This is a genomic window from Gluconobacter sp. GP1 (assembly GCF_032913585.1).
In the GTDB taxonomy this organism is placed as follows: Bacteria; Pseudomonadota; Alphaproteobacteria; order Acetobacterales; family Acetobacteraceae; genus Gluconobacter; species Gluconobacter cerinus.
Genome location: NZ_JASGXC010000002.1, coordinates 692,161 through 715,775 on the forward strand (window position 1 = coordinate 692,161; position 23,615 = coordinate 715,775).

Below are 23,615 nucleotides of genomic sequence, written 5' to 3' on the forward strand. Positions count from 1 at the left end.
GGGGCAGGATTTTTCATGCGTAGGCGGCTTGGTTCTCTTGTTGGTGGAAGTGCGTTAATAAATCGTTACTGACATGGCGTAACGGTAGAAGAATGACCCACTCCGACAGGACGGATGCTGTTTTTGAAGCCTTTCACGGGCTTGCGGATGAAGAATGGCTGCATGTTCTGGTCTCGTCCCTTGGTGAACACGAGGTGCGGGGCGTTCGGATGCCTGAGTTCCCCCCGGATGATCTACAGCGTGAAATTCATGGGCATCACGGGGAGGTTTCCATTCATGAGGCGCATGTCTTTTATCGGGAAATAAAGGCGTATTGCGCCTACGCGGGAAGGCCTGTGAGGCCTGAGACTTCCGTTCTTGATTTCGGATGTGGGTGGGGGCGGATGGCGCGTCTTTTTATGAAAGATGTGCGATCCCAGTCCCTCGTCAGCGTCGAGCATACGGACCGCTTTCTCATGGCGGCACGGCGCGCCAATCCATTTCTTCCCTTCTTGCAGGCAGGGCTGGTGCCACCATTGCCGCTCGTGCCCGGTACGCTGGATCTGATCACGTCCTGGTCGACATTTTCACATCTGGATGAATTTCTGGCCGGCCACTGGATGAGGGAGTTTTATCGGCTTCTGAAGCCAGATGGATTGGTTGTCTTTACGACGCAGAGCCGGCGGTTTCTATCATTTTGTGCAGAGCAGCGCTTGCGTCGTGCTTCTGGAATGCAACTGGAGCATCCATGGCATGAAGCCTGTGCAAACAGTTTTGTGGATGAAGCCCAGGCGAATTCACATTTTGAAGCAGGGCGGTTCCTGCATGCCGCGTCTGCAAAGCGCCCTCAGCCTCAGGCGCATTATGGAGAGGCCATCATACCACGGAACTATATTCTTAAAGCTTGGGGCGGTATGTTTCGCCTGATCGAATATCTGGATAATCCGGTAAGGCTGCCGCAGGTTCTGATTGTTCTGCAAAAAATTGAATAAGACATCATTTGTTGTAAAGTAAATTCATGACCTATCGTCTTCTGACGGGATGTTTCATCGCATTCCTTTCCTGTGTCGGTCTTCACGAGGCGCACGGTGCTTCTGAGGAGCATCTTATTGTCGCTGGCCGACATGACGTGCGCGTTGCGACATATCAGGACATCGCACGCATCTATGAGCGGTTTGAGCGCTTTCCGCAGGCGGCAAAAGAGGGTCTTTCACTTCATTTCACAGGCGAGTTGCTGCCTGACCATGATTACCCCGCAAAAGCGCGGCTTATGGTTCATAGCCGGGATGGGGATATCCCCTTGTTCTTCGGCCAGGACCGGGACATGCATTTCCCGCTGACAGACCGCCTGAAGGCAGAGAACCCGCCGGTCCTTCAGACAGAAGCCATCGGGCATAATGTCAGAACGGAGCTGTCTCTGGTGGTCGCGTTGCCTGCGGCGCAGACATTTACCGGCATAGAGGCCCGTCATTGGCTGCGTCAGGTCAATGCGTGCATCCGTGATCTGACGGGTGTGATCTTGTCCTGGTTCATGCCGGATGCTCATCGGCTCAAGATAGTTATTGCTCCGGGAGCGAATTTTGAGGCGGTGACGAGTGGCACCGTCCGGATGTTGGCGTCAAACGTGAGTAGGGAGCCAATGACTGTTCTGCTTCGGCCGCAGGACTATGCAGAGGATACGGTATTCCGTTCCAGCAAGCCTTTTGGCCGGGTCCGGGTTAAAATTCCCGGTGAGGCATACGCGACATTCACACCTGACAGATAACGCAGAATTTGACAGATCGCGTGTGAAACAGCATCACCCTGAGCCTGTTTTTCATGCCAGCAGGGGGATCCATGTCGGTTCACGCTTTTGTCTTTCCGGGTCAGGGCAGTCAGTCAGTCGGAATGGGGCAGGCCCTGCATGATGCCTTTGCTTCATCCCGTGCCGTTTTTCAGGAAGTTGACGATGCCCTTGGAGTGCACCTGTCAAAGCTGATGTTCTCCGGCGAAGCGGACGAACTGACAAAGACCGAGAACACGCAGCCAGCACTTTTTGCCGTATCGCTCGCTGCTGTTCGTGCCCTTGAAACCGAAGGTGGCTTTAAACTGGCAGACAAGGCCACTTTGCTGGCGGGTCATTCTCTTGGAGAATATTCTGCTCTTGCTGCTGCTGGCACGCTCGGTATTGCTGAAGGGGCCCGTCTGCTGCGTCTGCGCGGTCAGGCAATGCAGCGGGCTGTTCCTGCAGGTGAGGGCGGCATGGCAGCCCTTCTCGGAGTTGAGGCTGAGCAGGCGCAGTCCATCTGTGAAGATGCTGCCGAGGGACAGGTCCTTGAGATCGCCAATGATAACGGCGGTGGCCAGATCGTTGTGTCTGGACACATGGATGCCGTGGACCGCGCCATTGCCCTTGCCAAGGAGCGTGGCATCAAGCGGGCTGTGAAACTTCCGGTCTCCGCGCCGTTTCATTCGTCACTGATGGCGCCTGCCGGTCGTGAAATGGCCGAAGCGCTTGCAACGGCTACACTGAATGCGCCAAGCGTCCCGGTTATTGCCAACGTGACTGCTGCGAAGGTCACTGATCCTGATGCGATCCGCGACCTTCTGGTGAAGCAGGTTACGGGAACGGTCCGCTGGCGCGAGAGCGTTCAGGCCATGGCGGCCATGGGCGTGACAAACATGCATGAACTGGGAGCTGGCAAGGTGCTGTGTGGTCTGGCGCGTCGTATTGCTCCTGATCTTGCCACGGACAATGCTGGCACACCTGCTGAAATCGAAGCCCTGCTCAAGGCTCTGTAAGGACAACGAACCATGTTCTCTCTTTCTGGCAAGATCGCACTCGTCACGGGTGCATCCGGTGGCATCGGTGCAGCTATTGCCCGTCAGCTTCACGCCCTTGGCGCAACGGTTGTTCTCAGCGGCACGCGTGAAGCGGCTCTGAAGGAACTGGCAGACAGCCTCGGGGAGCGCACGCATATTGCAGTTGCCAACCTGTCGGATGCGTCTGAAGCTGATGGTCTTGTGGCTAAGGCTGAAGAAGTAGCCGGGGCTCCGCTGGACATTCTGGTGAACAATGCGGGGCTGACGCGCGATACGCTCGCCATTCGCATGAAGGACAGTGACTGGTCGCAGGTCATGACGGTGGATCTGGAAAGTCCGTTCCGTCTGGCTCGCGCTGCCCTTAAGGGTATGCTGCGCCGTCGCGCTGGCCGCATCATTTCCATCGCGTCTGTTGTTGGAACGACAGGAAATGCGGGTCAGGCCAACTATGCAGCGGCAAAGGCTGGCATCGTTGGTATGAGCAAGTCTCTGGCTCAGGAAGCTGGTCCGCGTGGTGTGACGGTCAATGTTGTGGCTCCTGGTTTCATTGAAACGCCAATGACGGATGTGCTGTCTGAGGGTATCCGCGAAAAGCTGGTTGGCTCTATTCCGCTCGGTCGGATGGGAAACCCGGATGACGTGGCTGCGGCAGTGGTGTATCTGGCTTCTGACGAGGCTGCTTGGGTCACGGGAACGACCCTGCACGTCAACGGTGGCATGGCCATGGTCTGAGACGCTTGGCGTTTCAGGTCAAAGCGTGCTAATCGCGCGCTGCTTTGCCCGGTCTGATGAAGGCCGATGTCCGGTTCGGCCGGTGGCAACGCCTTTCCGAAAGGAGAGGTGGCCTGCGCTGGAAGCCCTGATGGGTTCCCGGACTGGCAGACGGCAATACGAGTTTTTTGTAACGCCCTGAACGGGCAGAAGGAACAAACAGATGAGCGATATCGCTGACAAGGTGAAGAAGATCGTTGTCGAGCACCTCGGCGTTGAAGAAAGCAAGGTCACGCCGGAAGCGTCTTTCATTGACGATCTGGGCGCAGACAGCCTCGACACGGTTGAGCTGGTCATGGCTTTCGAAGAAGCTTTCTCCGTCGAGATCCCGGAAGATGCAGCCGAGAAGATCGCCACCGTCAAGGACGCGATTGACTACATCGAGAAGCAGAAGGCTGCCTAAGGCGCTTTCGGGACTGGTCTAAGGCTGGTCCCATCCCGCCTCGATTACCAGGGGCGGATACACGGAGCGGTCTTCAGGCCGCATCGTATGGTCGTTTACAACGTGAGACATGAGGCATCGATGAGCGGGAATGCAATCAACGGAAGACGCGTCGTCGTTACCGGAATCGGTGTTGTCAGCCCACTTGCGGTGGGTGCGGAACTGACGTGGAAGCGTCTGATCGAAGGGCAGTCCGGTATCGGGCGTATTACCCATTTTGATCCTTCCGAACTCCCTGCGCAGGTCGCTGGTCAGGTTCCTGAGGGACCGACCGAAGAAGGCGGTCTCACGCTGTCTGACTGGGTGCCGGTCAAAGACCAGAAGAAAATGGATCGCTTCATCCATCTTGGTCTGGCCGCTGCCATCCAGGCCGTCGAGGACTCGGGCTGGAAGCCTGAGAACGAAGATGATCGCTGCGCCACAGGCGTGATGATCGGCTCCGGTATCGGTGGTCTACAGACGATTTATGAAGGTTCCCTGACAGTTTCGAGCGGCAAGGCCCGTCGTCTGTCACCGTTCTTCATCCCGTCCGCGCTTATCAATCTCATTTCCGGTCACCTTTCGATCCGCTACGGCTTCAAGGGACCGAACCATGCTGTCGTTACAGCCTGCGCTACAGGCGTGCATGCGATTGGTGATGCGTCCCGTCTGATCCAGTACGGTGATGCAGACGTCATGATTGCCGGTGGCGCAGAAGCTGCCATCTGTTCGCTGGGTATTGCCGGTTTCTGCTCGGCACGTGCGCTCTCCACCGGCTCCAATGATGATCCGACCAAGGCGTCCCGTCCGTGGGACAAGGATCGTGATGGCTTCATCATGGGTGAGGGTGCCGGTGTGGTCGTGCTGGAAGAGTACGAACATGCCAAGGCTCGCGGTGCCAAGATCTATGGCGAAATCGGCGGCTATGGCCTGTCCGGCGACGCTCATCACATCACAGCCCCGGCTGAAGGTCATGAAGGCGCGTTCCGCGCCATGAAGGCCGCCCTGAAGAACAGTGGTCTTCAGGCATCCGATATCGACTACGTTAACGCGCATGGCACCTCCACCATGGCAGACGATCTGGAACTGGATGCAGTCGAGCGTTTCTTCGGCGACCATGCCAAGAATCTGGTGATGTCATCCACCAAGTCTGCCATCGGTCATCTTCTTGGCGCAGCGGGTGCTGTGGAGGCGATCTTCTGCCTTCAGGCCATCCGTGACGGCATCGTGCCGCCCACGCTGAACCTTGAAAATCCGGCACGCGAGAGCGTAATCGATCGTGTGCCTCTGAAGGCTCAGAAGCGTAAGGTTGATGTCGCTCTGTCCAACAGCTTCGGGTTTGGCGGCACGAATGCCAGCATTATCCTGAAGCGCTGCAAGGACTGAGCGGAGTCGTTTTGATTTATGCCTGAAAGCCAGCCGGACGGCGAAGAAAACAGAAAACCTCTTCTTCCCCCCAAGGCTGGCCGTAAGCTGGCAATCTTCATGGCGCCGCTGCTCTTTGTCGCCACAGCGGTGGCCGGGTACGGTCATTACACTGACCCTGGTCCGCTTCCTGAAACAAAAGCTTTTGTCATTCCACGCGGTAATAACGCGACGGTTACAAAAGCTCTTCAGGATGACGGGATTCTTTCCCCAACATGGTCCTCCGGAGCCTTCTTCCGGCTTTCAGCCTTCCTGACGCATCGGGATGGACAGATTCATGCGGCGGAACTTCAGTTTCCCTCACGAGCATCTGTGGCTCATGTGCTGGAAATTTTGCGGCATGGTAAACCTGTTTCCCATCAGTTGACTGTTCCTGAAGGTCTGACTGCGCTCAAGATTGCGGATATTCTTCGCAAAGCACCTTTCCTGACGGGAGACGTTCCTCAAATCGTGGAGGGAAGCATTCTTCCTCAGACGATTGCCTATGTTCGTGGCACTGCAAGGCAATCCATGGTTGATCGCCTGAAGCGCATGATGGACGTTCAGGTGCAGTCCATCTGGGACAAGCGTGATGTGGAAGCTCTGGATGGCCTGATTCAGAACCCGCAGGATCTGGTGACGCTTGCATCCCTGATCGAGCGGGAAACAGCGGTACCGACTGAACGTCCAATGGTGGCGCGCGTCTTTCTGAACCGCCTCAAACTTGGCATGCGCCTTCAGACGGATCCAAGCGTCATTTATGGCCTTAGCGAAGGTCTGGGGACGTTGGACCGCCCGTTGACGCATGATGATCTTCAGGTCCCTGGCCCATACAATACCTACCTGGAAACCGGCCTGCCACCGGGGCCAATCTGCTCACCGGGCAAGACGTCTTTGGAGGCGGCGGCACATCCAGCGGAAGGTAAGGCGTTATATTTCGTCGCTACGGGTGAGGGTGGTCATAGTTTCTCTGAGACACTTCAGGAGCAGGACCGAAATATCCGGGCATACCGAGAAAAAATCCCGGTCGTCCCACAATAAAAAAAGCCCCGCATTTTCATGTGCGGGGCTTTTTGCTGTCTTACTTCACAGGGTTCAGAGATGAACTTTGCACGCCGCGCGTTTGGGTGCTGTACGGCTTCGAGGTGTCGTAATTGCTGGGGTAGGGGCTGCTGCTTACGGGATCGATATCCGTTGAGGTGCTTCCCTGAGAGGCTGGAGCCGTTGCGCTTGTTGAGCGGGCCGTGGATGCCGTTGGTAGTTTCGCAATGTTCATCATCATGCGACGAAGCGGATCGGCAGACGGATTGTTGACGCGCATCGTCACGATAATGTCTTCAGGACCAACAGCCTGATTGTAGTAAGCGCGGTTCGCGCCGCTATCCACTGTCAGCTTGGAGCCACCAAGTGCGGCGCCCGCATAAAGGCCCTGAGCTTTCTGTGCCGCATAGATGTCCGTATTCTTTGCACCCGCGGTGCTGCTTTCAACACCAGTTCCGATCGTGGCGAAAGAGGCGGATGCTGTCGCATCAAACTTGAACTGGCTATCCAGCAGGGCCTGAATGCCACGCTGGGACATGATGAAGAAAATCATCTCGGAGTTCTGGACGCCAACCTGAACACCCAGAGACCCCGTGCTCAGACGGTAGAATGCCGGATCAGACCATGACCCACGCGCATCGCGGCTCATGAGGACGCAGCGACCGCCAGAGCCTCCCAGACCGAAAGACATGTTCAGAACAGACGGGCACACCATGACGGCTTTGGCTTCCGCCAGAAGCTGCTGTGAGCGGGATGTCGAGGTTGTTTTGGCAAACAGGTCCTGAACAGCCAGCGTCGCTTTATCTACAACTATCTGCTGTTCGCTTGCTGTGGTGGTGGTTGTGCCAGAACACGCAGCGAGCGTTGCACACCCTGTGGCGGCAAGAACGGTCGAACGCAGGAGACCGGACAGGGTCATAAAACTTACCTTCTGCTAACGGCAAAAATGGATCTGTCCCGCACTATGCGTGAAATGAGGCCAAATCACGAGTGCGGGGCAACAGGTCGTGTCAGATTTCCACCTTCACGGCGTTTGACAGGATTTGTGCAATGCCCGGTGCAGCCGCAAGGATAGTGGCTCCCCCTGTCAGACCGCCCGTCTGAAGGAACGGAGAGACAGTAGCGCCAGCTTCTTCCAGAATGATCAGTGCTGCGGCCACATCCCAAAGCTGGATCACGATTTCCAGGTAACCATCGCTGCGGCCACATGCGACGTCTGCCAGCGCCAGGGCTCCGGACCCACCTGAACGCGGCATGGCACCCAGAGACATGATGGCACCGATTTTTTCACCAAACAGTTCGGTCGACACCCTGCAGGACCATCCCATTTCAATCATGGCCTCCTGCGGGTTGCTGATAGGGGAGGCTTTGATAGGTTTTCCGTTCAGAAAGGCGCCTTTGCCTTTCTGAGCAGTGAACACTTCATTGAGGGCCGGGGCCTCAATAACGCCAGCAACGGGTACATTGCCCTCAAGCAGACCCAGCGACACGCACCACCGGTCTCGCCCGCGTGCAAAGTTGGAGGTTCCATCAATCGGGTCCACGACCCAACGGAACTGCCCCTCACGCGTCAGGCCGCCTTCTTCACCCTGGAAACCATCTTCCGGGAAAAGCTCCTGAATCCGAAGGCTGACGAGCGCTTCAACGGCTCCGTCTGCTTCCGTCAGATAGTCTTGGCGGCCTTTAAGGGTGCCAGTCGGGCCACCAGGCTGAGGGCGCATGGAAAGGGCGAGGGCCGCTGCATCCCGGACGACACTGCGGGCGGCTTCAAGACGGACGGCAATAGGGTCAAAACTCATGGACATATCCTATTCTGTGCGGCGTGCTGCGCGCAGGGAGGCAGTGATGGCCGGATCCTCAAGAGACATGAGGCGACTGGCGGCCGTGGTGGCAAACAGGTGCAGAATTGTCCGCCGACGTGCCGGTGCGATCCGGTGTTCTGCGGGGTCACGGATGATGGCGCACTCTGCCACCACACTGTGGAAGAGGCTATTGGGCACCATGCTGAGACTGACAGTGATAATACCAACGTCCGGAGGCAGAACCTCCAGCGGGAAGCCATCATCCACGGCAAAGTACAGCCTGTCCGACCAGTTCCTGTAATCCGGCCATTTCTGATCTGTCTGGAAATCGCGGAGCCCGGATTTGATCTCAATGCAGGACAGGCTGTGATCGGGCAGGAGGGCCATCACGTCTGCGCGACGCCCGGCCGAGGGAAGGGCAAATTCGTTGATTGCTGCCCAGCCCATGGCGCGACATAGCCCCAAAACAGCACGCCGGATGGCAAACTGTCGTTCAGGGAAACCAGGCGGGATCTCGGAAAGGACCGAACTCATGGTTCCATATTGCCCGGATCTGCGCTTTACGTCTGCCCCTGTTCGCGTTTTTCAAGGAGAGTCGGCATGCCGTTTCTACGCACGGACCACTGGCGTTGCGCCATTATCCACGCGCCTCTGGCGGACCTGATCCGAGCGGGTAGTCTCAACGGGTTTGAGGTGACGACCCTGCCGGATATCGGAGATCATCGTTTTCTGGCCGATCCTTTTGGTCTCTGGCGAGACGGAAAGCTGCATGTTTTTGCGGAAGCCTTTGACTATCGGGACCCCAAAGGCACCATTGATGTTCTGGTCTATGACCGGACAGGAAAGCTGATTCAGCAAAAGCCTGTCCTGCGTGAAGACTGGCATCTGTCTTACCCGTATGTCTTTGAGCATGGGGGGGAGACGTACATGCTGCCCGAGGCCAGTGCTTCAGGCCGCCTGACCCTGTATCGGGCCAAAGCTTTTCCGTTGGAATGGGAAAAGGTCGAAGCATTTGATTTCCGAGAGGCCGCAATTGACGCCACGCCGTTCCATTACGCCGAGCGCTGGTGGATGTTCTGGACGCCCGCAGGCACACGAGACGAGCGACAAAGCGCTCTGCACATCTCCGTAGCAGATAGTCTTACGGGGCCGTGGACACATCTCGGGCTGTTTTTGAATGACCGTGCGGGAGCGCGCCCGGGTGGCACTCCGGTCGTTGTCGATGGAGAGCTCTTCCTTCCCACGCAAGACTGCCGTGACACTTATGGCCAAGGCATTCGTCTGCTGAAAATTGAAGGGCTTGAGCGCGGGTTGCCGAAAGTGACGCCAAGTGATGTGCTGGATGCGCCTGCCGTGCTGCGCCGTCGTTTTCCAGACGGTTTCCACACGCTCTCAGCCGCTGGGCAGGTGACACTTGTTGACGTCAAGCGTGTTGGAATTGGCCCACGTCGGGATCTTATGAATGTGAAGCGTCGTCTGGGGCTGGGTTGAAGCCAGGAATTCGGTCCAGAACGGCATTTCCCTGACGCAGAAACGCCGTCGGGCCGAACCGCTCCAGAACACGCTCCCGGGAGAGGCGCCCCATGGGTTTGAGCTTTCCCGGTGTCATGATGAGTTCAGCAATCGCACTGGCCAGAACCGGGGCGTTGTTGAACGGGACCACAAGACCGGAATGCCCGTCTTCCATGGTGTGAGGGATTTCGCCGGCCGGCGTGGCAATTACGGGCAGCGCGCAGGCCATGGCCTCATGGGCGGCAACGCACATGCCTTCCCACTGGGACGGCTGAACATACAGATGCAGCGTCGACAGAAATTCGAACGGCTTATCGCAATGTCCGAGAAAATCGACCGGGAGTTTTTTCTCCCTGGCGATCTGCTCCAGAGCTTCTTTTTCTGGGCCGTCTCCGGCTAAGGACAGTCGATAGGGGGGAAGGTCCGGGTGGTCACGGAGCAGATCCAGTGCTTCGAAAAGCAGGTCATACCCCTTTACGGCGTGCAGTCGGCCAAGACTTCCGATACGGACGGTTTGTCCTTTACGCCAAGCCTTTGCTGTGGGGCTGTGAGGATTGGCCCGGAAAATTGGCCAGGAAAGAACGCGGTTCCTTAGTCCCAGACTTTTGCGAGCGAAATCCTCAACCGTAGGGGAGTCTGCAATCCATAGCTTCGCTTTCCGGCAGAGAAGCCGGAGCAGGAGGCTGTTGGCGGACTTCAGGCGGGCAGAATGCTGCCAGTGGACTGCCGGGACACCAAGCCTGTTGGCTGCGCGCTGGCCGAGGAGCGTAGCTCGGGTCAGGGACGTCCAGATCAGATCCGGCTGGAATGCGTCCATTTCATCACGCAGCCAGCGCCAGGCCGCTAAATGGTCTTTGTTGCCGCCTGACCGCACACGAACCTCAATGCCGTGGCTTTCCAGAACGGGAATGGCCAGGCCATCACGCTTTTCGAGGCTGAAAACTGTGACTTCGCCACCTCGCTGCTGGAGAACGGAGACAATGTCCGGGATGGGTAGCTGTGCGCCACCGCATTCGAGCGAGTTAATGACGTAGGCAATTTTCATGAAGACCGTTGTGCCAGAAGCTGTTCAGCGAGTGTCAGGTCAGAAGGCTTATCGACATCTACGGCGGCCTGACCGTCAGAAAGCGGCACGAGACGTATTTTCGCCCCCGTCAGAACTTCGATCCGACGACACAGAGCGGTGGAGTCCAGGCGGCCTGTCAGGGCCCGAAGAAGTGTTCCGAACCCAAGTGTTCGCGCCATTTTCAGAGGCCGCTTGCGGTCTTTCTGGAGCCGCTTCCACAATTCGACCACTTCCGCAGCCTGAGGCGTGCCCATCCAGAAAAGATTACATCCGGAAAAGCTCATATCCGCGAGGCGAATATAGGTCCGCTTCGTGGTCGGGACATCTCGCTCTACAGTTTCCCGAAGAGCGACGCCCACGGCAAGATCACATCCAGCCGTTTTACCAAGAAATTCTGAAATCCATTCTGGACGCAGCAGCGCGTGATCGGCCGTTGTCACCAGACAGGGCGTCCCGACCTTGCTGAGAGCTTCAGCAACGCTTTCGCTGGGAGACCGCGCCGATTGGAGAACATGGGCCCCGCCGGAAATGTCCCGAATACGGTCGGGTGCTTCGATGCTGACCGTAATCGGCCCGAGAGAAGGCATGCTCTCCAGCACGCGCAGGACGCGCCCCAGCATGGGTTGGCCGCCGACCGGAAGGAGCGCTTTGTGCGAGACCTTCCCAAGTTGTGCTAGAACATCACGCTCACCGTCACGAGAACCAGCGAGTACGAGAACAGGAAGGCTCACGCTGTGCGGCTGTTGTCGGAGGAAGAGCGTGCCCCATCAGGACGATCTTTTGGCGGAGCGCCTGTAAGGTTCATGACCCAGGGATAGCGCTTGGCTTCATCCAGATCGTAGCCGAGATTGAAGACGTGCTGGCTGCGTGCGCGGTCACGGGCTTCACGGTAGAAACTGCCAAAAAAGCGGTCTGGCACGTAGTTTGTAATCCCGTAATTGCCATTTTCATCATGGAAATGATGAAGAACATGAAGTTGCTTGATCCGGGCAACCCACTTCCAGCGCGGCTTATAGGCCAGATGCTGGATGCAGTGAAAAAACTCATAGATGCACGTCATCACGAGGGCTGTGGACAGGGCGCAGAATGCCCCGCTCCAGCCGCAGATCAGATATCCGATCGGCATGGTGATGATGCCCATGGTCGGGACGGTGTTCAGGGGTGATCCAAACAGCACATCCAGCAGATGGGGGTCCTGGTGATGATCGAAGTGGATGCGCTTCCAGAGCGAAGCGGTCCAGTGGTTCCGGTATAGCCAGCGTCCATGCAGGATGAAGCGATGGATCATGTACCAGGCCAGCGGATACACCACGATCACGACAGGAATGGGTATCAGCGTTGTCAGCAGGTTATGGGAGAAGTGAAGTGCTCCGAAAGCTGCTGCAACGATCAGTACGAAATACAGAAGGATGGTGGGGTAGGTGAGATAGGCAATCCACAACTGAGGCAGCGACATCTTTCCGAGATCGAAGCTGCGCCCCGTCCGGAGGGACGACATGTTCTGCCATGGTTTGGACTTGCTCATCTTTCCTCCATCCTCAGGACCCAGGTCAGCCCAAGAAGGGCGCCCAGAAGTGGGCCCGCACAGGCAGCCAGTGGCGCGGCAAGCGTTCCAGCATTGCCCAGTGCGGAAATCATTCCCTGCAGGATCACGAAGCCCATTCCCGCGGCCAGCACATAGACCGGAAGCGGGTTTCGAAGTCCTGCCCGAGGGGGGATATAGATCACTGGTAGCGCTAATAAAAGCATTACTGCGACCTGAAACGGAAGAATAATGCCACTGAAGAGTGCCATGCGGTATGTTGCGCGGGGAAGACTGGCAGGTGCCCCTTTGTGGAGGATGGCCCCGATCTGACTTGGGGTCACGGCAGCGTTATCTTCTGATAACGTCATGATCATTGATGGTGTCGCCGGAATGGCAAAATTATTGTCACCACCAGTGATTTTTACAAAAGCGCCATTATCCGTCAGCGTGAGATCCTGCGCTCCGGTCGGGTGCCAGTCCTTGCCGTCATACGTCAGGGTCGCGGCGTGCTCGGTCCCTGTCAGAAGGCCACCCGGGTCCCGGTGATAAATGGTAACATCCCTCAGGAACGCTCCGCCATGCGCAAACTGGCCGATACGGACAAGAGTCGGCCCTGCACGAAACCAGAGAATACGCTTTGAGGGCGTGTCGGGCTTCGCTGCATCAGGGTCTGTTTTGTTCCACCATGTTGCAAGCGCATTTTCGCAAGGGGGGATGAGCCAGTACTGCATGGCTGTTCCGGTAAGACCCACAATCAGGATGGCCGGCAGAAATCGCTTGTAAAGATTGATCGTGGAAAGTCCGGCTGCACGGAGGGCGGACATTTCGGATGACAGCGTCATCTGCATCAGGAGGAACAGTGCCCCGACCATGAATGCCAGAGGCATGATCTCGACGCTGAGCGCAGGAAGATGCAGCAGCGCAAATGTCAGGATGCCCTTGAAGCCCAGATTTCGGTTGAGAATGGGCGTCGTTTTTTCAAGGAGCGCAAGGATCTCAAGCAAAGAAACCAGCACGCCACCACAGAGCATGAAGCGCCCCAGAAGTGCACGGTTCAGATAACGATACAGAACATAGTGTGGTGCGTGGGCGGTCATGACGGGCGAACCAGTTTGCGGCGTTTCCAGGAACCGCGCGACCGGCGCAGCAGAGTGGCGGGACAGCCAATGCAGAAGAGCGCTTCCGGCACCCAGATGGCAAGCCAGATGGGAAGGCGGCCTGTCGCAGCCAGGCTATGTCCAAACATCAGCATCTGGTCAAACCCGACAAGAATGCCCGAAACCGCAATCAATCCCCACACCGACTTTCTACGCCGTGAGCCAATAGCCAGCGCTACGGCCAGGGGAGGGATAAACGGGATGGCAAGGGCATGCGCGATGCGAAAATCGATTTCTGCACGAAGCGTCCGATATTCGATGCCGGGTACGCCATAACGAAGGTCATGTGCGAGCTCGAAAAGCGTCAGTTCCCGTTCGTCAATTCCACGAGAGCGAAAGGTCGTCTCTTTTGCAGGGTGATCAATGACGCGAACGACATGCGAGAAATGCGTGACCGTCGGTTTGTGATTAGCAGCTCCGGGGAAGGGATCGTCGACGATTTCACCGTCCCAGAGATCCATCTGGGTGCTGCGGGTTTTATCTGAAATTGTGAGCATGCCGCGGCGGGCGGTGATGATGTGAGCAAGACCATTCTTGTTCACTTCCCGGATGAAGACACGCCTCATGTGGGTGCCGCCGTGACTGACGCTGTCTGCCGTCATCACTGCCGTATCAGACGTGGACGCGAACATTCCTGCCTGAAGATGCGGTGCCCAGCCCGTATGAGCCGCGAAATAGAAGCCCGCCCGGTAATCATATCGCGCAACCGGCTGAATATAGCCGTAGAGCAGCACACTTACGGCCCCCAGCAGCAGGCCAACGATCATGAAGGGCCGACTGATCCGCAGCAGAGACACACGCCCAGCCTGAAGTGCATCAATCTCGTTATTGTCGCTCATTCCATGGATGGTGAGAAAAACCGAGATGCAGAGCGCGGCTGGAAGAGCGATCCCGAAATAATGCGGCAGAAGATCTGTCAGCAGCGCGATGCAGGTCGCAAGGGAGCTTCCGGCTGAGGCCAGATAATCGAACAGGACGAGCAGGCGTTCCAGAAGGAGCGCCACGAGCATCGCAAAGAGGGCGATAACGAACGGTGGCATCATCTGCCACAGCAGATATCTGTCCAGAATGGAGGCGCGCTGCTTCATGCCTGCGTACCTTGCGGTCGGAACCAGGAGGCCTGTTCTGTAATGCTCCCATCCGGCCGATGTCGGGCAAGATCAATCGTCCAACCGCTTTTTCGGGGTCGAATAGTCAGATGGTTCCAGCAGGCCTGTCGATGAGCACGTTTGTCTGTCAGGGATGCAGAGGCGACCCCAAGAAGCGGTATTTCAGTTCCGGCGATGTGGGTCAGGGTCGCGTCATGGGAGTGCCCATGGAGAACGATTTCAGCACCAGTTCTTTGAAGAAGCTTTGCTAGGGCGGGATGATCGAGCAGCGACTTCCGCCATGGCACCAGCCCTTTTCGGGGGGGATGATGGATCATGACAACACGACAGAGTCCGGCATCGCCCAGTTGCGTCAGCAGAGTTTCCAGTCGGGTGAGCTGCTTGTGACCAACCCGGCCATAAGCCATGAACGGTGGGGTCGGGATGCCGGAGTTCACACCGATAATGGCAACGCCGTTGTGGATGCGGGCGTACGGATAAGTCGCCCCAGACCATTTCTCCCATTGCAGGATCCCTTTTTCAGGGGGCTGACGGATCATGCAGTCATGATTGCCTGGGATGACAAGTGCCTGCGCCGGGAGCTTTTTCAGCCATTCGGCAGCCAGGGTGAACTCTGCTGGCGTGCCGAAGTTCGTCAGGTCTCCGCTGACAAGAATGGCATCAACGTTGGCTCTGGCAATATCCTGTACAATTTCCGCGCATGTCGCGGCCAGGTGAACGTGCCGACGGTGCTTTTTCCACGAAATGAGACTGAGAGCCCGCTTGTTCAGAGCTTCCCACCAGCGAACCGGAGGAGGTGGGAGGTGAGGGTCCGAGAGATGGGCCAGAACGACGGCGCACGTCTCCCGCTGAGAAGACGTTTCTGCGGGGAGATCATGGGGCATGGAGGAAATGAAGCCTTGTCAGTCTTTCTGCCGGAAGGGGAAGCTCGCATTCTGGCCGAAACATCATAGCCGTGCTAGACCCGCCCGCATAGCTCCGAACAAAAACGAAGAATTCCCCCTATAGTGCGATTTGCCCTTATTCATAATGCTCGCAGCCGTAAGAACCGGCGCGGCGGTTCCGTATTCGCTACGGAGGCCAAGGCGCTTCTCGGAGAGAATTTCGTTCCATCAGACAGTCGTGAGGGGATGACCGAACATGTTCATTACCTTTGCAGGCAGGGAGTCCGAACCATTGCCATTGATGGTGGGGACGGAACAATCAGCGCTGCGCTGACAGCCATTGCGCGTGCATATCCAGCAGATCGCCTTCCTGATATCGCCGTAATCGCATCCGGGAACACCAATCTCATTGCTGGGGATATCGGGTTCGGGCTGAGGGAGATGGAGGCTATCAATCGCTTGCAACAAGGGGCTGCAATGCGATCGAGTACGCGCACACCCATTTGTCTCTCTTGGCCAGACACAGACCGCAAGCCAGTGCTCGGATTGTTTGGAGGGTGTACGGGCTATGCGCGCGCTGTTCGTACGGCGCATTCCCCAGCAGTCGTCAGGTTTGCTCCCCATGATCTGGCTGTAGGCTTTACGCTCTTCAGCACCGTTGTCAGTCTCCTGTTTCGTAAAAGCCGCAAGAGCTGGTTGGAGGGGGAGCCTCTACGGGTTGAAACGTCCGGCCACGCTTACGACGGGAACAGCTTCATGTTTCTTTCAACGGGACTATCCCGGCTTTCTCATGGAATCTGGCCGTTCTGGGATGCTGAGCCGAATGTGGAAGGTCTGCGATATCTTGACGTCAGTGCCTATCCGGAAAACCTTGCCCGTGCGACGGCTGCGCTTCTGTGTGGACGTGCGCCCCGGTGGCTTCGGCGGCATCCTGACTATGTGAGTGGCCGAACGGACGACATGATGCTTGAAACAAGAAGTGACTTTGTCCTGGACGGAGAGGTTTTCACACCCTCAGAGAGCGGGCGTATTCGACTTGAACGTGGGCCAGCCTTCCGTTTCCTCCATGCCTGATGCACTTGAAAAAATCCTCATTGAAGAGCTGACAACGCCGGTTGATGAGGGCGCTGTAGCTTTCGCCGATGCTCTGGCTCGCGCTTTCCCACGTCCGCCTCTGGGTGTTCTGTTTTATGGTTCGGTGCTGCGCGCAGCAGACCCGGACGGTATTCTCGATTTTTATATCGTGACGGAAAGCTCAAAGGATTTTACAGGCAGTATGGTGGCTCGTACCGGCAACCTGCTTCTTCCCCCGAATGTCCGTTATGCTGAATTCAAACACGGTCATCGCACGTTGCGCGCAAAGATTGCGGTGTTGTCGCGGGAGCAGTTCGAAGACCGTACGTCACTTGGCGCGCTCGATACGACACTGTGGGCTCGGTTCTGTCAGCCTGTACGTCTCGTGTGGGTTCGAGACGAGCATGCAGCAGATATGTTGCTGGACTTGCTGGCGCGGTGTGTAACGACGGCCTCCTGCTGGGCTGCGCTCCTGGGTGCGCCGCATATGACGGCGCTTGAGTACTGGCAGACCCTTTTTGCTCATACTTACGCCTCAGAATTGCGTGTTGAAAAGAAGGGGCGCGGCAATAGTTTGCTTGCTGGCCAAGAGGCGCGGTTCAGTAGCATGCTGACCCTGGGATGGGCGCGAGCGCATCTTGGTTATTCTGCAGTGGGCGAAATGCTTGAGCCGGCCGTGTCGCCGACTTTGCGCAAACGGGCAGCACGGCGCTGGGCGCTTGTTGGGACGTCAGGCAAGCCTCGAAACGTAGCGCGGCTCGTGAAAGCGGCGTTTACTTTTGAAAACGGTGCGTCTTATCTGGCGTGGAAAATCCAGCGTCATACGGGGCTTGATCTGGCCCTCTCTGATTTTGAGCGGCGACATCCCTTGCTCACTTTGCCCGCGTTGCTTTTGCGTATGAAGCGTTTGCGCAAAGCCGCCTGACGTTATTGCTCAGGATAAAAGCTCATAAAAAAAGGGGACTGTTTGGAACAGTCCCCTTTTTGCGTTTTAAGCGACGCCGTACTCAGTCTCGGAAATGCTCGGCAACCTGCTTGAAGACGGCTGTTGCCTGATCAATTTCTTCAGGGCTGTGAGCAGCCATAACCGAGCAGCGCAACAGCGGACGGTTGTCAGGTGTTGCAGGCGGGAGAGACAGATTAACGTAAACGCCGTTCTCAAGAAGGGCATTCCAGAACCCGACAGCCTGAGGCACCGTTTCAAGCGTTACGGCAACCACCGGCGAAACATGTTCGCCTGTCTGTAGGCCTGCGGCCTTCAATCCGGCATGAAGACGTGCAGCATTGTCTTGGAGGCGGGTGCGAAGTTCTGGATGTGCAACCATATCATCAAGAGCAGCCAGCGTTGCCGCGATGATCTCCGGGGGGAGGGAGGCTGTGAACATATACGGGCGAGAGCAGAGGCGCATCAGATCAACACCATCATGATCCGTGACGCAGTAGCCGCCCACTGTCCCGAGCGACTTTGAGAAGGTTCCGACTACGAAGTCGATGCCGTCTTCACAGCCCTGGAGTTCCGCAACGCCGCGACCGTTTTTACCTAGCACACCAAAGGAATGTGCTTCATCAGCCATCAGGTAGGCGCCGTGGCGCTTCTTGATTTCGACAAATTTGTCCAGCGGGGCAACGTTCCCCGTCATGGAATAGATGCCTTCTGCGATAATCAGCTTGGCGCCAGGATGATCGCTCAGGCGTGCAAGGCGCTTCTCAAGATCGACCGGATCATTGTGGCGGAAGCGGATGACCTGCGCACCAGACAGTTTTGCACCGTCATAAATGCTGGCATGGCTGTCTGCATCCAGAAGCAGCACATCGTCCTTGTTGACCAGCGCGGAAATCGTGCCGAGGTTGGCCTGATATCCCGTAGAAAACACCATGCAGTGCTTGCGGCCGAAGAAAGAGGCGAGGCGCTCTTCCAGCTTGCGATGCAGGCCGAAAGTGCCGTTGGCAATTCGGGAGCCCGTTGTGCCGACGCCCATTGTGCGGGCTGTCTCAATCGCGGCTTCCGCTGCGTGTCCTGACTGACTGAGGCCCAGATAATTGTTGGTTCCGAACAGAAGCGTCTCGCGCCCCTCAATCAGACCGACCGTGGCTGAGAGCGGGCGTTCAATCACGACCTCGAACGGGTTGCGTGGCGAAACTGCCGTCAATCCATCATAGGCTGCCCGGAGGGCGGCGTGTTTTGCAAAGATATCAATCACGCGTGGCTTGCCTTCAGTGTATGAAGGCAGGCAGCCAGATCGTTGATGGTGCGGATATCTGCCAGCTTGTCGAGCGGGACAGACACATCCAGCTCATCTTCAATTTCCATGACGAAGTTCATGACGGCGAGGCTGTCAAAAGCCAGATCTTCGACGATCTTGCTGTTGCCATTGATGTCCCGCGGCACTTTCGGGTTGGCAAGCAGCTTTTCTATGATCATTCCGGAGATGCCGGCGACGCTGTCAGTCATGGAATTGAACTCTCGGTCTTACTATGCAGTTTGTGAGCGCTTTATGCGTCAAAGCACGTCTGTTCGCCACCCCCTCCCTGAGCAGGGAGAGGAAAAGCGGTCAGGTGTGTCCGTCAGGCTGCGGAGTTGGTTGGCTCGGTCTGCAGATCGAACTGACCTGACAGAAGCATTGTCTTGGCACGGGCACGCGTCAGCTTGCCGGAAGACGTCTGTGGAAGGGTGCGGGGCGGAACCAGAATAACCTGCACGTCCACACCATGCTGACGGCGGAACAGGCTCGTGACTTCATCACGGAGCGTGTTGCGGTTTTCTTCTTCGGTTGCACGGCACTGAACAAGTGCGACGATATTCTCGCCTGTTTCCGTTTCCAGGGAGAAGACTGCGACATCGCGGGACCGGAGGGTACTGATCTCGCTCTCGGCAGACCATTCCAGATCCTGCGGCCAGATATTCCGGCCGTTGATGATGATAAGGTCCTTGGCGCGGCCCGTTACGACAATCTGGCCGTTCAGGTGGTAGCCAAGATCGCCAGTGTTCAGCCAGCCATCAGCATCTAGAACGGCTTCGGTCTCTTCGGGGCGGCGGAAATAGCCGCACATGAGGCTCGGTCCACGGACGAAAACACAGCCAACGTGGCGCTCAGGCTGAATGTTACCGAGCGGGTCACGGACTTCAATCTCGTGCTCAGGAAGGGCTTCACCGCAAAGCACAAAGGTGCGGAGCGCGTGAGAAGGGTCATTGGAAGGCTGTGCGAGGCCGTCTTTTTCCAGAGTGCGGAGATCGATCGTGTCGGTCTGAATGCCGGTGTTGAGCGGGGCAAAGCTGATAGCCAGGGTTGCTTCGGCCATACCGTAGCTGGCAACGAACGCGCGGGCATCAAATCCATTGGATTCAAAACGCTCGGCAAAGCCTTCGAGGATATGGTGGCGGATCATGTCGCCGCCGATCCCCGCAATGCGCCAGCAGGAGAGGTCCAGATCCGCCTGGCCACTGCGACGCGAACATAACTCGTAGCCAAAGGAGGGGCTGTAGGCGATCGTGCCGCGATTGCGAGAAATCAGGTCCAGCCACACATGGGGGCGACGTGCGAATTCGCGGGTCGGCAGCAGATCAACCGTCAACTGGCATGTCAGGGGAGTCAGGAAAAACCCGACCAGGCCCATGTCATGGTAGAGTGGCAGCCAGGACACGCAGCGATCATCGCGGGGATCTTCTGCGGGATAAACCTTGAGACCGTCACGGGCAATCGCGCGTGCATTGGCCATTCCAGCAGCCTGAGTGACAGAAACGCCCATTGGGAAACGCGTGCTGCCGGATGAAAACTGGAGATAGGACAGATTTTCGGATTTGATTTCCGGAAGCTCTACATTGGCTTCAGCATGACGGTAGAGGTCAGCGGGGGAGCCGCCGAAAACCAGATCCAGCCCTTCAACGATCTCCGATGTCCAGCTTCCGATCACGTCCGGAACCACAACAGCGCGTGCTGCAGCGCTCTGGATCATGCCACGGAGGGTGGAAACATATCCTTCACGTCCGCCAAAAGCGACAGGAAGCGGCAGCGGAGCTGGAACGAGCCCTGCATACTGGCAACCGAAGAAGATACGGGCAAAGTCACCATCGCTTTCTGCAACGATGGCCACCCGGTCTCCTGCTGCCAGTCCAAGGCCAAGCAGACGCTGGGCCATGGAAATTGCCTGTTCGCGGAGCGTCCGATACGGCAAGGCTTCCAGCAGTTGTCCGCGGCCAGAGTAGATATTGAATCCACTCTCGCCCTGGGCTGCATAGTCCAGGGCTGCGGCAAAGCTCGTGAAGTCCCCGTACCGTCTGGTCAGGCCAGAGCGGCTCGGCGTCGGAGCGGAGGGAAGAGTTGGGTTCTGGGTGTCCTCGGTCAAACCTAGACTAGCTCCATTAGGATCGCCGGACATCAGGCGGCCTTGTGTAGAAAGTTAACTATGGCGTCCGCTGCGGCGGGTGCCGTGGGCTGTTCGCCCAAAGTTTCGAAAGTCTCTAGTACATATTGGCGCTGGGTCTCAAGAAAACGTGAGTGTGTGTCGAACGCCTTCATGATTTCCTGTCCAGGATTGGCAATATTATCCGTCACCGGGCCAAGCGTCCAAGACTGATAATTGGGGTTATCCTGCCAGGCTGCTTCGTGAGCGTTGAGAAACAGGCATGGGCGTGGTCGTATCATGAATTCCGCCACCTGACTGCTGACATCCCCGAGATAGAGGTCTGCGCCCATGGTATAGGTCATGTCGATACTTCGTTCGCTCCCTGGGTCGATTAGCATATGGGACAGACCCGCATATTCTCGTCTGAGGGCTTCTCCTTCCGGGCGATGGTTATCAAACAGCCGGAAATGAGGAGCAAAGATCAGATTGTACTGATCCTGTGCTGCAAAAAAATCAAGCAGCTTCTTGCCCATCATGCGCCATGACGAGAAACGCTGCACGAAATGCGGATTATACAGGATTGTCGGGCGACCGTTATTAAAAAGCGGTGGTCGACGTGCATGCATCCGGCGAACCAGATCAAACTTTGCATATGTGCCACGGTGATAGAAGCCAGGACGGATGATGCCTTTTTCCAGCATCCGCTCTTCGACTTTACGGCCGGGAACCAGAAGATAATCAAATTTTCTGAGATGCTTGGCAAAGCCGATGGCACGATCTCCGGCCCCATGACCCGTCCAGATCATACGGGGGGTACGAACGCCCATGTGTCGAAGCTGAAGAGAGGTTGCTTCAGGAACGATGATGGCATCGAAGCCCTTGAAATACTTCCGGGAGAAAAACAGCCCCATGAGGCGGTCAAGGACTCGTAGTCCCTGTGCTTCAATCCGATGCCGAAGTGCATCTGAAATCGGAAGCAGGTCAAACTGAACGCGAGACTCCGGATAGAGCGTAGCCAACGAACGCGCGAGTTCGAGATGACTTGATGTCAGGCACGCAATATGGACGGCGACTTCTGGATGTCGGGCTGACATTTCCAGTGCGATTGGTAGAGCGTGTAGCGTCTGGTGTCGCTGGGCGATTAAGGGAAAGACGACTTTCATGGCTGGGAAATCGTGCGCAGAGAGGGCTTACGAAGAACCAGAAGAAGCTGAAGTCCGATCAGGAGCATGACCCCGCAGAGTGTAATAGGGCCAACGCCATCGAGACCGTATCTGCGGACAACGAGAACAAGCCCCGGAAAAAATACAAGAAAGTCCAGGAAACGCGCAGATGTCGCAGCGCCGGAACGGTCTGTTGTGAACAGGAGGGGTTCGAGCGGAAGGCCCCAGACCGCAACAACTTCCGCTGCAAGAAGCCAGAGTGTAACTGGCATCGTCTGCGTTGCACCTGTTGGGCCGATATAAAGCTGTAAAAGGGGGCGCCCTGCCAGAAGGGTCACGGCAAGCAGAACTGTCCCGATCCCACCTGCGGCAAGAGCCACCTGAATGGTCAGGCGGTAAAGCTTGGTTGTCGCGCGATCACGCCAAAGGCGTGCCATTTCTGGGTACACGGTTGTTTGAATCAGTGCGGCTGGCTTGGCGATCCCCGCGGCAATCTGGCTGGCTACCCGATAATACCCGGCACCTGCGGGGCCAACGAACGCTCCCACTACAAGCGTCCCAATATGCCCGAAGGTCAGAGCCAGGGCAGAATTGAGGTTTGTGGAAAGCGCAAAGCGCCTGATACCGAGATGGGTTCGAAAGAAATGCCCATTCAGCAGGTCAGGGATCAGATCGCGTAGTTCTTTTGTAAGGCCACGCATCAGATCTCGGCGGATCAACTCCCGGACGGCCATAAATACGAGTGTTGCCCACGCTGCAAATTCGGCGAACATCCACACGAACGCCAATGCTGGTACGGACGCGCCTTTTACGGCGAGGAAAAAAGTACCCACGACGCGAACGAGAGTGGCGACGACGCCTTGAATGGAAATCAGATCATATCTGTTGAAGATGCGCAGAAGACCTGTGGGTGTGGCGGACGCCATGAATAGGATCGACAGGCAGAATATTGTTCCTGTCTGGTGAATTTCTGGCGGCCAGCCCAGCATTTTCATAGCAAAGATACTGATGACCAAGCCGCCAGAAAACCCAAGCAGCCCTCCAAGGCCATCCAGCAGAAAACTGAACGCTATGACGCGCTGAAACCCTCTCCGGTCTCCGTCTGTCAGCGGGCGAAGGCCATATTTCAGCACTGTCTGCCAGGACTGGAAATCGACCAGATCGCCCATGGTACGCGCGAAGGCGTACATCATGGCGATGAGACCAAAGCCATAACTTCCAAGGAAATGTGTTGCCATCCAGATATGGAGGAGGCTCAGGGGCGCATTCACGACACGTCCTCCAAGCAACACACCAACATTGCTCATGACGCGTCGGACACCGGCCACTTTCGGGAGTTGTAAAGGCGGTTCTTCGGCCGACATCAGGCGCAGGAAACTTTCATGGCTGTCAAATCGTTGTCACAAATCTGCTTCACACATAGGGTCTCAAGAGAAAATCTAAACTCACATTTTATGACCAAACGTTGCATTCACCTCTACGGAGGGATGAACATGGACAGTTTGGGGACGAGACCCACACGCGAGAACTTTGCAGAATTGCAAGGATCTCAACTGTTTGA

The 23,615-nt window shown here is 56.8% G+C and carries 24 protein-coding genes; 10 read left to right on the forward strand and 14 right to left on the reverse strand.

Annotated elements, in window-relative coordinates; translation table 11 throughout:
- The first annotated feature begins 92 nt into the window (after positions 1-92).
- The 7 genes from R5H23_RS07755 to mltG all read left to right on the forward strand — a co-directional run bounded on the left by R5H23_RS07755 (position 93) and on the right by mltG (position 6,418).
- Entirely contained in the window at positions 93-971 is an 879-nt protein-coding gene (locus R5H23_RS07755; RefSeq protein WP_317215007.1) for a class I SAM-dependent methyltransferase, read from the forward strand.
- Positions 972-997: 26 nt separating this feature from the next.
- A complete protein-coding gene (locus R5H23_RS07760) occupies positions 998-1,744 on the forward strand; it encodes a hypothetical protein (RefSeq protein ID WP_317215008.1) in 747 nt (248 codons plus the stop codon).
- A 71-nt stretch (positions 1,745-1,815) separates the two neighbouring features.
- Positions 1,816-2,760, forward strand: coding sequence for an ACP S-malonyltransferase (gene fabD, locus R5H23_RS07765; protein WP_317215010.1), 945 nt, complete (start codon positions 1,816-1,818; stop codon positions 2,758-2,760).
- Positions 2,761-2,772: 12 nt separating this feature from the next.
- Entirely contained in the window at positions 2,773-3,513 is a 741-nt protein-coding gene (gene fabG, locus R5H23_RS07770) for a 3-oxoacyl-[acyl-carrier-protein] reductase (protein WP_046899539.1), read from the forward strand.
- A 202-nt stretch (positions 3,514-3,715) separates the two neighbouring features.
- Positions 3,716-3,955 (forward strand): acyl carrier protein, encoded by a 240-nt coding sequence (locus R5H23_RS07775; protein WP_007282219.1) that lies wholly within the window; start codon positions 3,716-3,718, stop codon positions 3,953-3,955.
- A 120-nt stretch (positions 3,956-4,075) separates the two neighbouring features.
- A complete protein-coding gene (gene fabF, locus R5H23_RS07780; protein WP_064274200.1) occupies positions 4,076-5,359 on the forward strand; it encodes a beta-ketoacyl-ACP synthase II in 1,284 nt (427 codons plus the stop codon).
- 18 nt (positions 5,360-5,377) lie between these two features.
- Entirely contained in the window at positions 5,378-6,418 is a 1,041-nt protein-coding gene (gene mltG / locus R5H23_RS07785; protein ID WP_317215012.1) for an endolytic transglycosylase MltG, read from the forward strand.
- A gap of 40 nt (positions 6,419-6,458) precedes the next feature.
- Here mltG and R5H23_RS07790 read toward each other — a convergent pair whose 3' ends face one another.
- The 3 genes from R5H23_RS07790 to R5H23_RS07800 all read right to left on the reverse strand — a co-directional run bounded on the left by R5H23_RS07790 (position 6,459) and on the right by R5H23_RS07800 (position 8,754).
- Positions 6,459-7,337: a lipid-binding SYLF domain-containing protein gene (locus R5H23_RS07790; RefSeq protein WP_046899537.1), complete on the reverse strand. Its 879-nt coding sequence runs from the start codon at positions 7,335-7,337 to the stop codon at positions 6,459-6,461.
- A 91-nt stretch (positions 7,338-7,428) separates the two neighbouring features.
- Positions 7,429-8,217 (reverse strand): inositol monophosphatase family protein, encoded by a 789-nt coding sequence (locus R5H23_RS07795; protein WP_317215013.1) that lies wholly within the window; start codon positions 8,215-8,217, stop codon positions 7,429-7,431.
- A gap of 9 nt (positions 8,218-8,226) precedes the next feature.
- The gene (locus tag R5H23_RS07800; protein WP_086634104.1) at positions 8,227-8,754 is read right to left on the reverse strand and encodes an MmcB family DNA repair protein; all 528 of its coding nucleotides are present in this window, start codon (positions 8,752-8,754) and stop codon (positions 8,227-8,229) included.
- Positions 8,755-8,820: 66 nt separating this feature from the next.
- Between R5H23_RS07800 and R5H23_RS07805 the strand changes: the two genes are divergently transcribed.
- Positions 8,821-9,711: a hypothetical protein gene (locus R5H23_RS07805; protein ID WP_317215015.1), complete on the forward strand. Its 891-nt coding sequence runs from the start codon at positions 8,821-8,823 to the stop codon at positions 9,709-9,711.
- On the opposite strand, the gene R5H23_RS07810 is transcribed toward R5H23_RS07805, so the two are convergent.
- The 6 genes from R5H23_RS07810 to R5H23_RS07835 are packed head-to-tail and all read right to left on the reverse strand — an operon-like array spanning position 9,677 to position 15,473.
- Positions 9,677-10,777, reverse strand: a complete 1,101-nt coding sequence (locus R5H23_RS07810; protein ID WP_211509127.1) for a glycosyltransferase — start codon at positions 10,775-10,777, stop codon at positions 9,677-9,679. The genes R5H23_RS07805 and R5H23_RS07810 overlap by 35 nt on opposite strands.
- Positions 10,774-11,529, reverse strand: a complete 756-nt coding sequence (locus R5H23_RS07815) for a nucleotidyltransferase family protein (RefSeq protein WP_317215016.1) — start codon at positions 11,527-11,529, stop codon at positions 10,774-10,776. The genes R5H23_RS07810 and R5H23_RS07815 overlap by 4 nt, the downstream gene beginning before the upstream one ends.
- Entirely contained in the window at positions 11,526-12,323 is a 798-nt protein-coding gene (locus R5H23_RS07820) for a sterol desaturase family protein (RefSeq protein ID WP_317215018.1), read from the reverse strand. Before R5H23_RS07820 ends, R5H23_RS07815 begins: the two co-directional genes overlap by 4 nt.
- Positions 12,320-13,420 carry an LptF/LptG family permease gene (locus tag R5H23_RS07825; protein WP_215765666.1) on the reverse strand — a complete coding sequence of 367 codons (1,101 nt, stop codon included), beginning with the start codon at positions 13,418-13,420 and terminating at the stop codon, positions 12,320-12,322. The genes R5H23_RS07820 and R5H23_RS07825 overlap by 4 nt, the downstream gene beginning before the upstream one ends.
- Positions 13,417-14,568: an LptF/LptG family permease gene (locus R5H23_RS07830; protein WP_046899531.1), complete on the reverse strand. Its 1,152-nt coding sequence runs from the start codon at positions 14,566-14,568 to the stop codon at positions 13,417-13,419. Before R5H23_RS07830 ends, R5H23_RS07825 begins: the two co-directional genes overlap by 4 nt.
- Positions 14,565-15,473 (reverse strand): metallophosphoesterase, encoded by a 909-nt coding sequence (locus R5H23_RS07835; RefSeq protein ID WP_317215022.1) that lies wholly within the window; start codon positions 15,471-15,473, stop codon positions 14,565-14,567. Before R5H23_RS07835 ends, R5H23_RS07830 begins: the two co-directional genes overlap by 4 nt.
- 123 nt (positions 15,474-15,596) lie before the next feature.
- On the opposite strand from R5H23_RS07835, the gene R5H23_RS07840 reads away from it, so the two are divergent.
- Both R5H23_RS07840 and R5H23_RS07845 read left to right on the forward strand, forming a co-directional pair.
- Positions 15,597-16,547 carry a diacylglycerol kinase family protein gene (locus tag R5H23_RS07840; RefSeq protein ID WP_099210178.1) on the forward strand — a complete coding sequence of 317 codons (951 nt, stop codon included), beginning with the start codon at positions 15,597-15,599 and terminating at the stop codon, positions 16,545-16,547.
- Positions 16,540-17,472, forward strand: a complete 933-nt coding sequence (locus R5H23_RS07845) for a hypothetical protein (protein WP_408874341.1) — start codon at positions 16,540-16,542, stop codon at positions 17,470-17,472. Before R5H23_RS07840 ends, R5H23_RS07845 begins: the two co-directional genes overlap by 8 nt.
- An 82-nt stretch (positions 17,473-17,554) precedes the next feature.
- Here R5H23_RS07845 and spt read toward each other — a convergent pair whose 3' ends face one another.
- The 5 genes from spt to R5H23_RS07870 all read right to left on the reverse strand — a co-directional run bounded on the left by spt (position 17,555) and on the right by R5H23_RS07870 (position 23,361).
- Positions 17,555-18,748, reverse strand: a complete 1,194-nt coding sequence (gene spt, locus R5H23_RS07850; RefSeq protein WP_264648368.1) for a serine palmitoyltransferase — start codon at positions 18,746-18,748, stop codon at positions 17,555-17,557.
- Positions 18,745-18,999 carry an acyl carrier protein gene (locus tag R5H23_RS07855; RefSeq protein WP_046899528.1) on the reverse strand — a complete coding sequence of 85 codons (255 nt, stop codon included), beginning with the start codon at positions 18,997-18,999 and terminating at the stop codon, positions 18,745-18,747. Before R5H23_RS07855 ends, spt begins: the two co-directional genes overlap by 4 nt.
- Before the next feature lie 113 nt (positions 19,000-19,112).
- Positions 19,113-20,924 carry a fatty acyl-AMP ligase gene (locus R5H23_RS07860; protein ID WP_198150456.1) on the reverse strand — a complete coding sequence of 604 codons (1,812 nt, stop codon included), beginning with the start codon at positions 20,922-20,924 and terminating at the stop codon, positions 19,113-19,115.
- Positions 20,924-22,054 carry a sensor domain-containing protein gene (locus R5H23_RS07865; RefSeq protein WP_317215025.1) on the reverse strand — a complete coding sequence of 377 codons (1,131 nt, stop codon included), beginning with the start codon at positions 22,052-22,054 and terminating at the stop codon, positions 20,924-20,926. The genes R5H23_RS07860 and R5H23_RS07865 overlap by 1 nt, the downstream gene beginning before the upstream one ends.
- A complete protein-coding gene (locus R5H23_RS07870) occupies positions 22,051-23,361 on the reverse strand; it encodes a lipopolysaccharide biosynthesis protein (protein WP_317215026.1) in 1,311 nt (436 codons plus the stop codon). Before R5H23_RS07870 ends, R5H23_RS07865 begins: the two co-directional genes overlap by 4 nt.
- Positions 23,362-23,615: the final 254 nt, after the last annotated feature.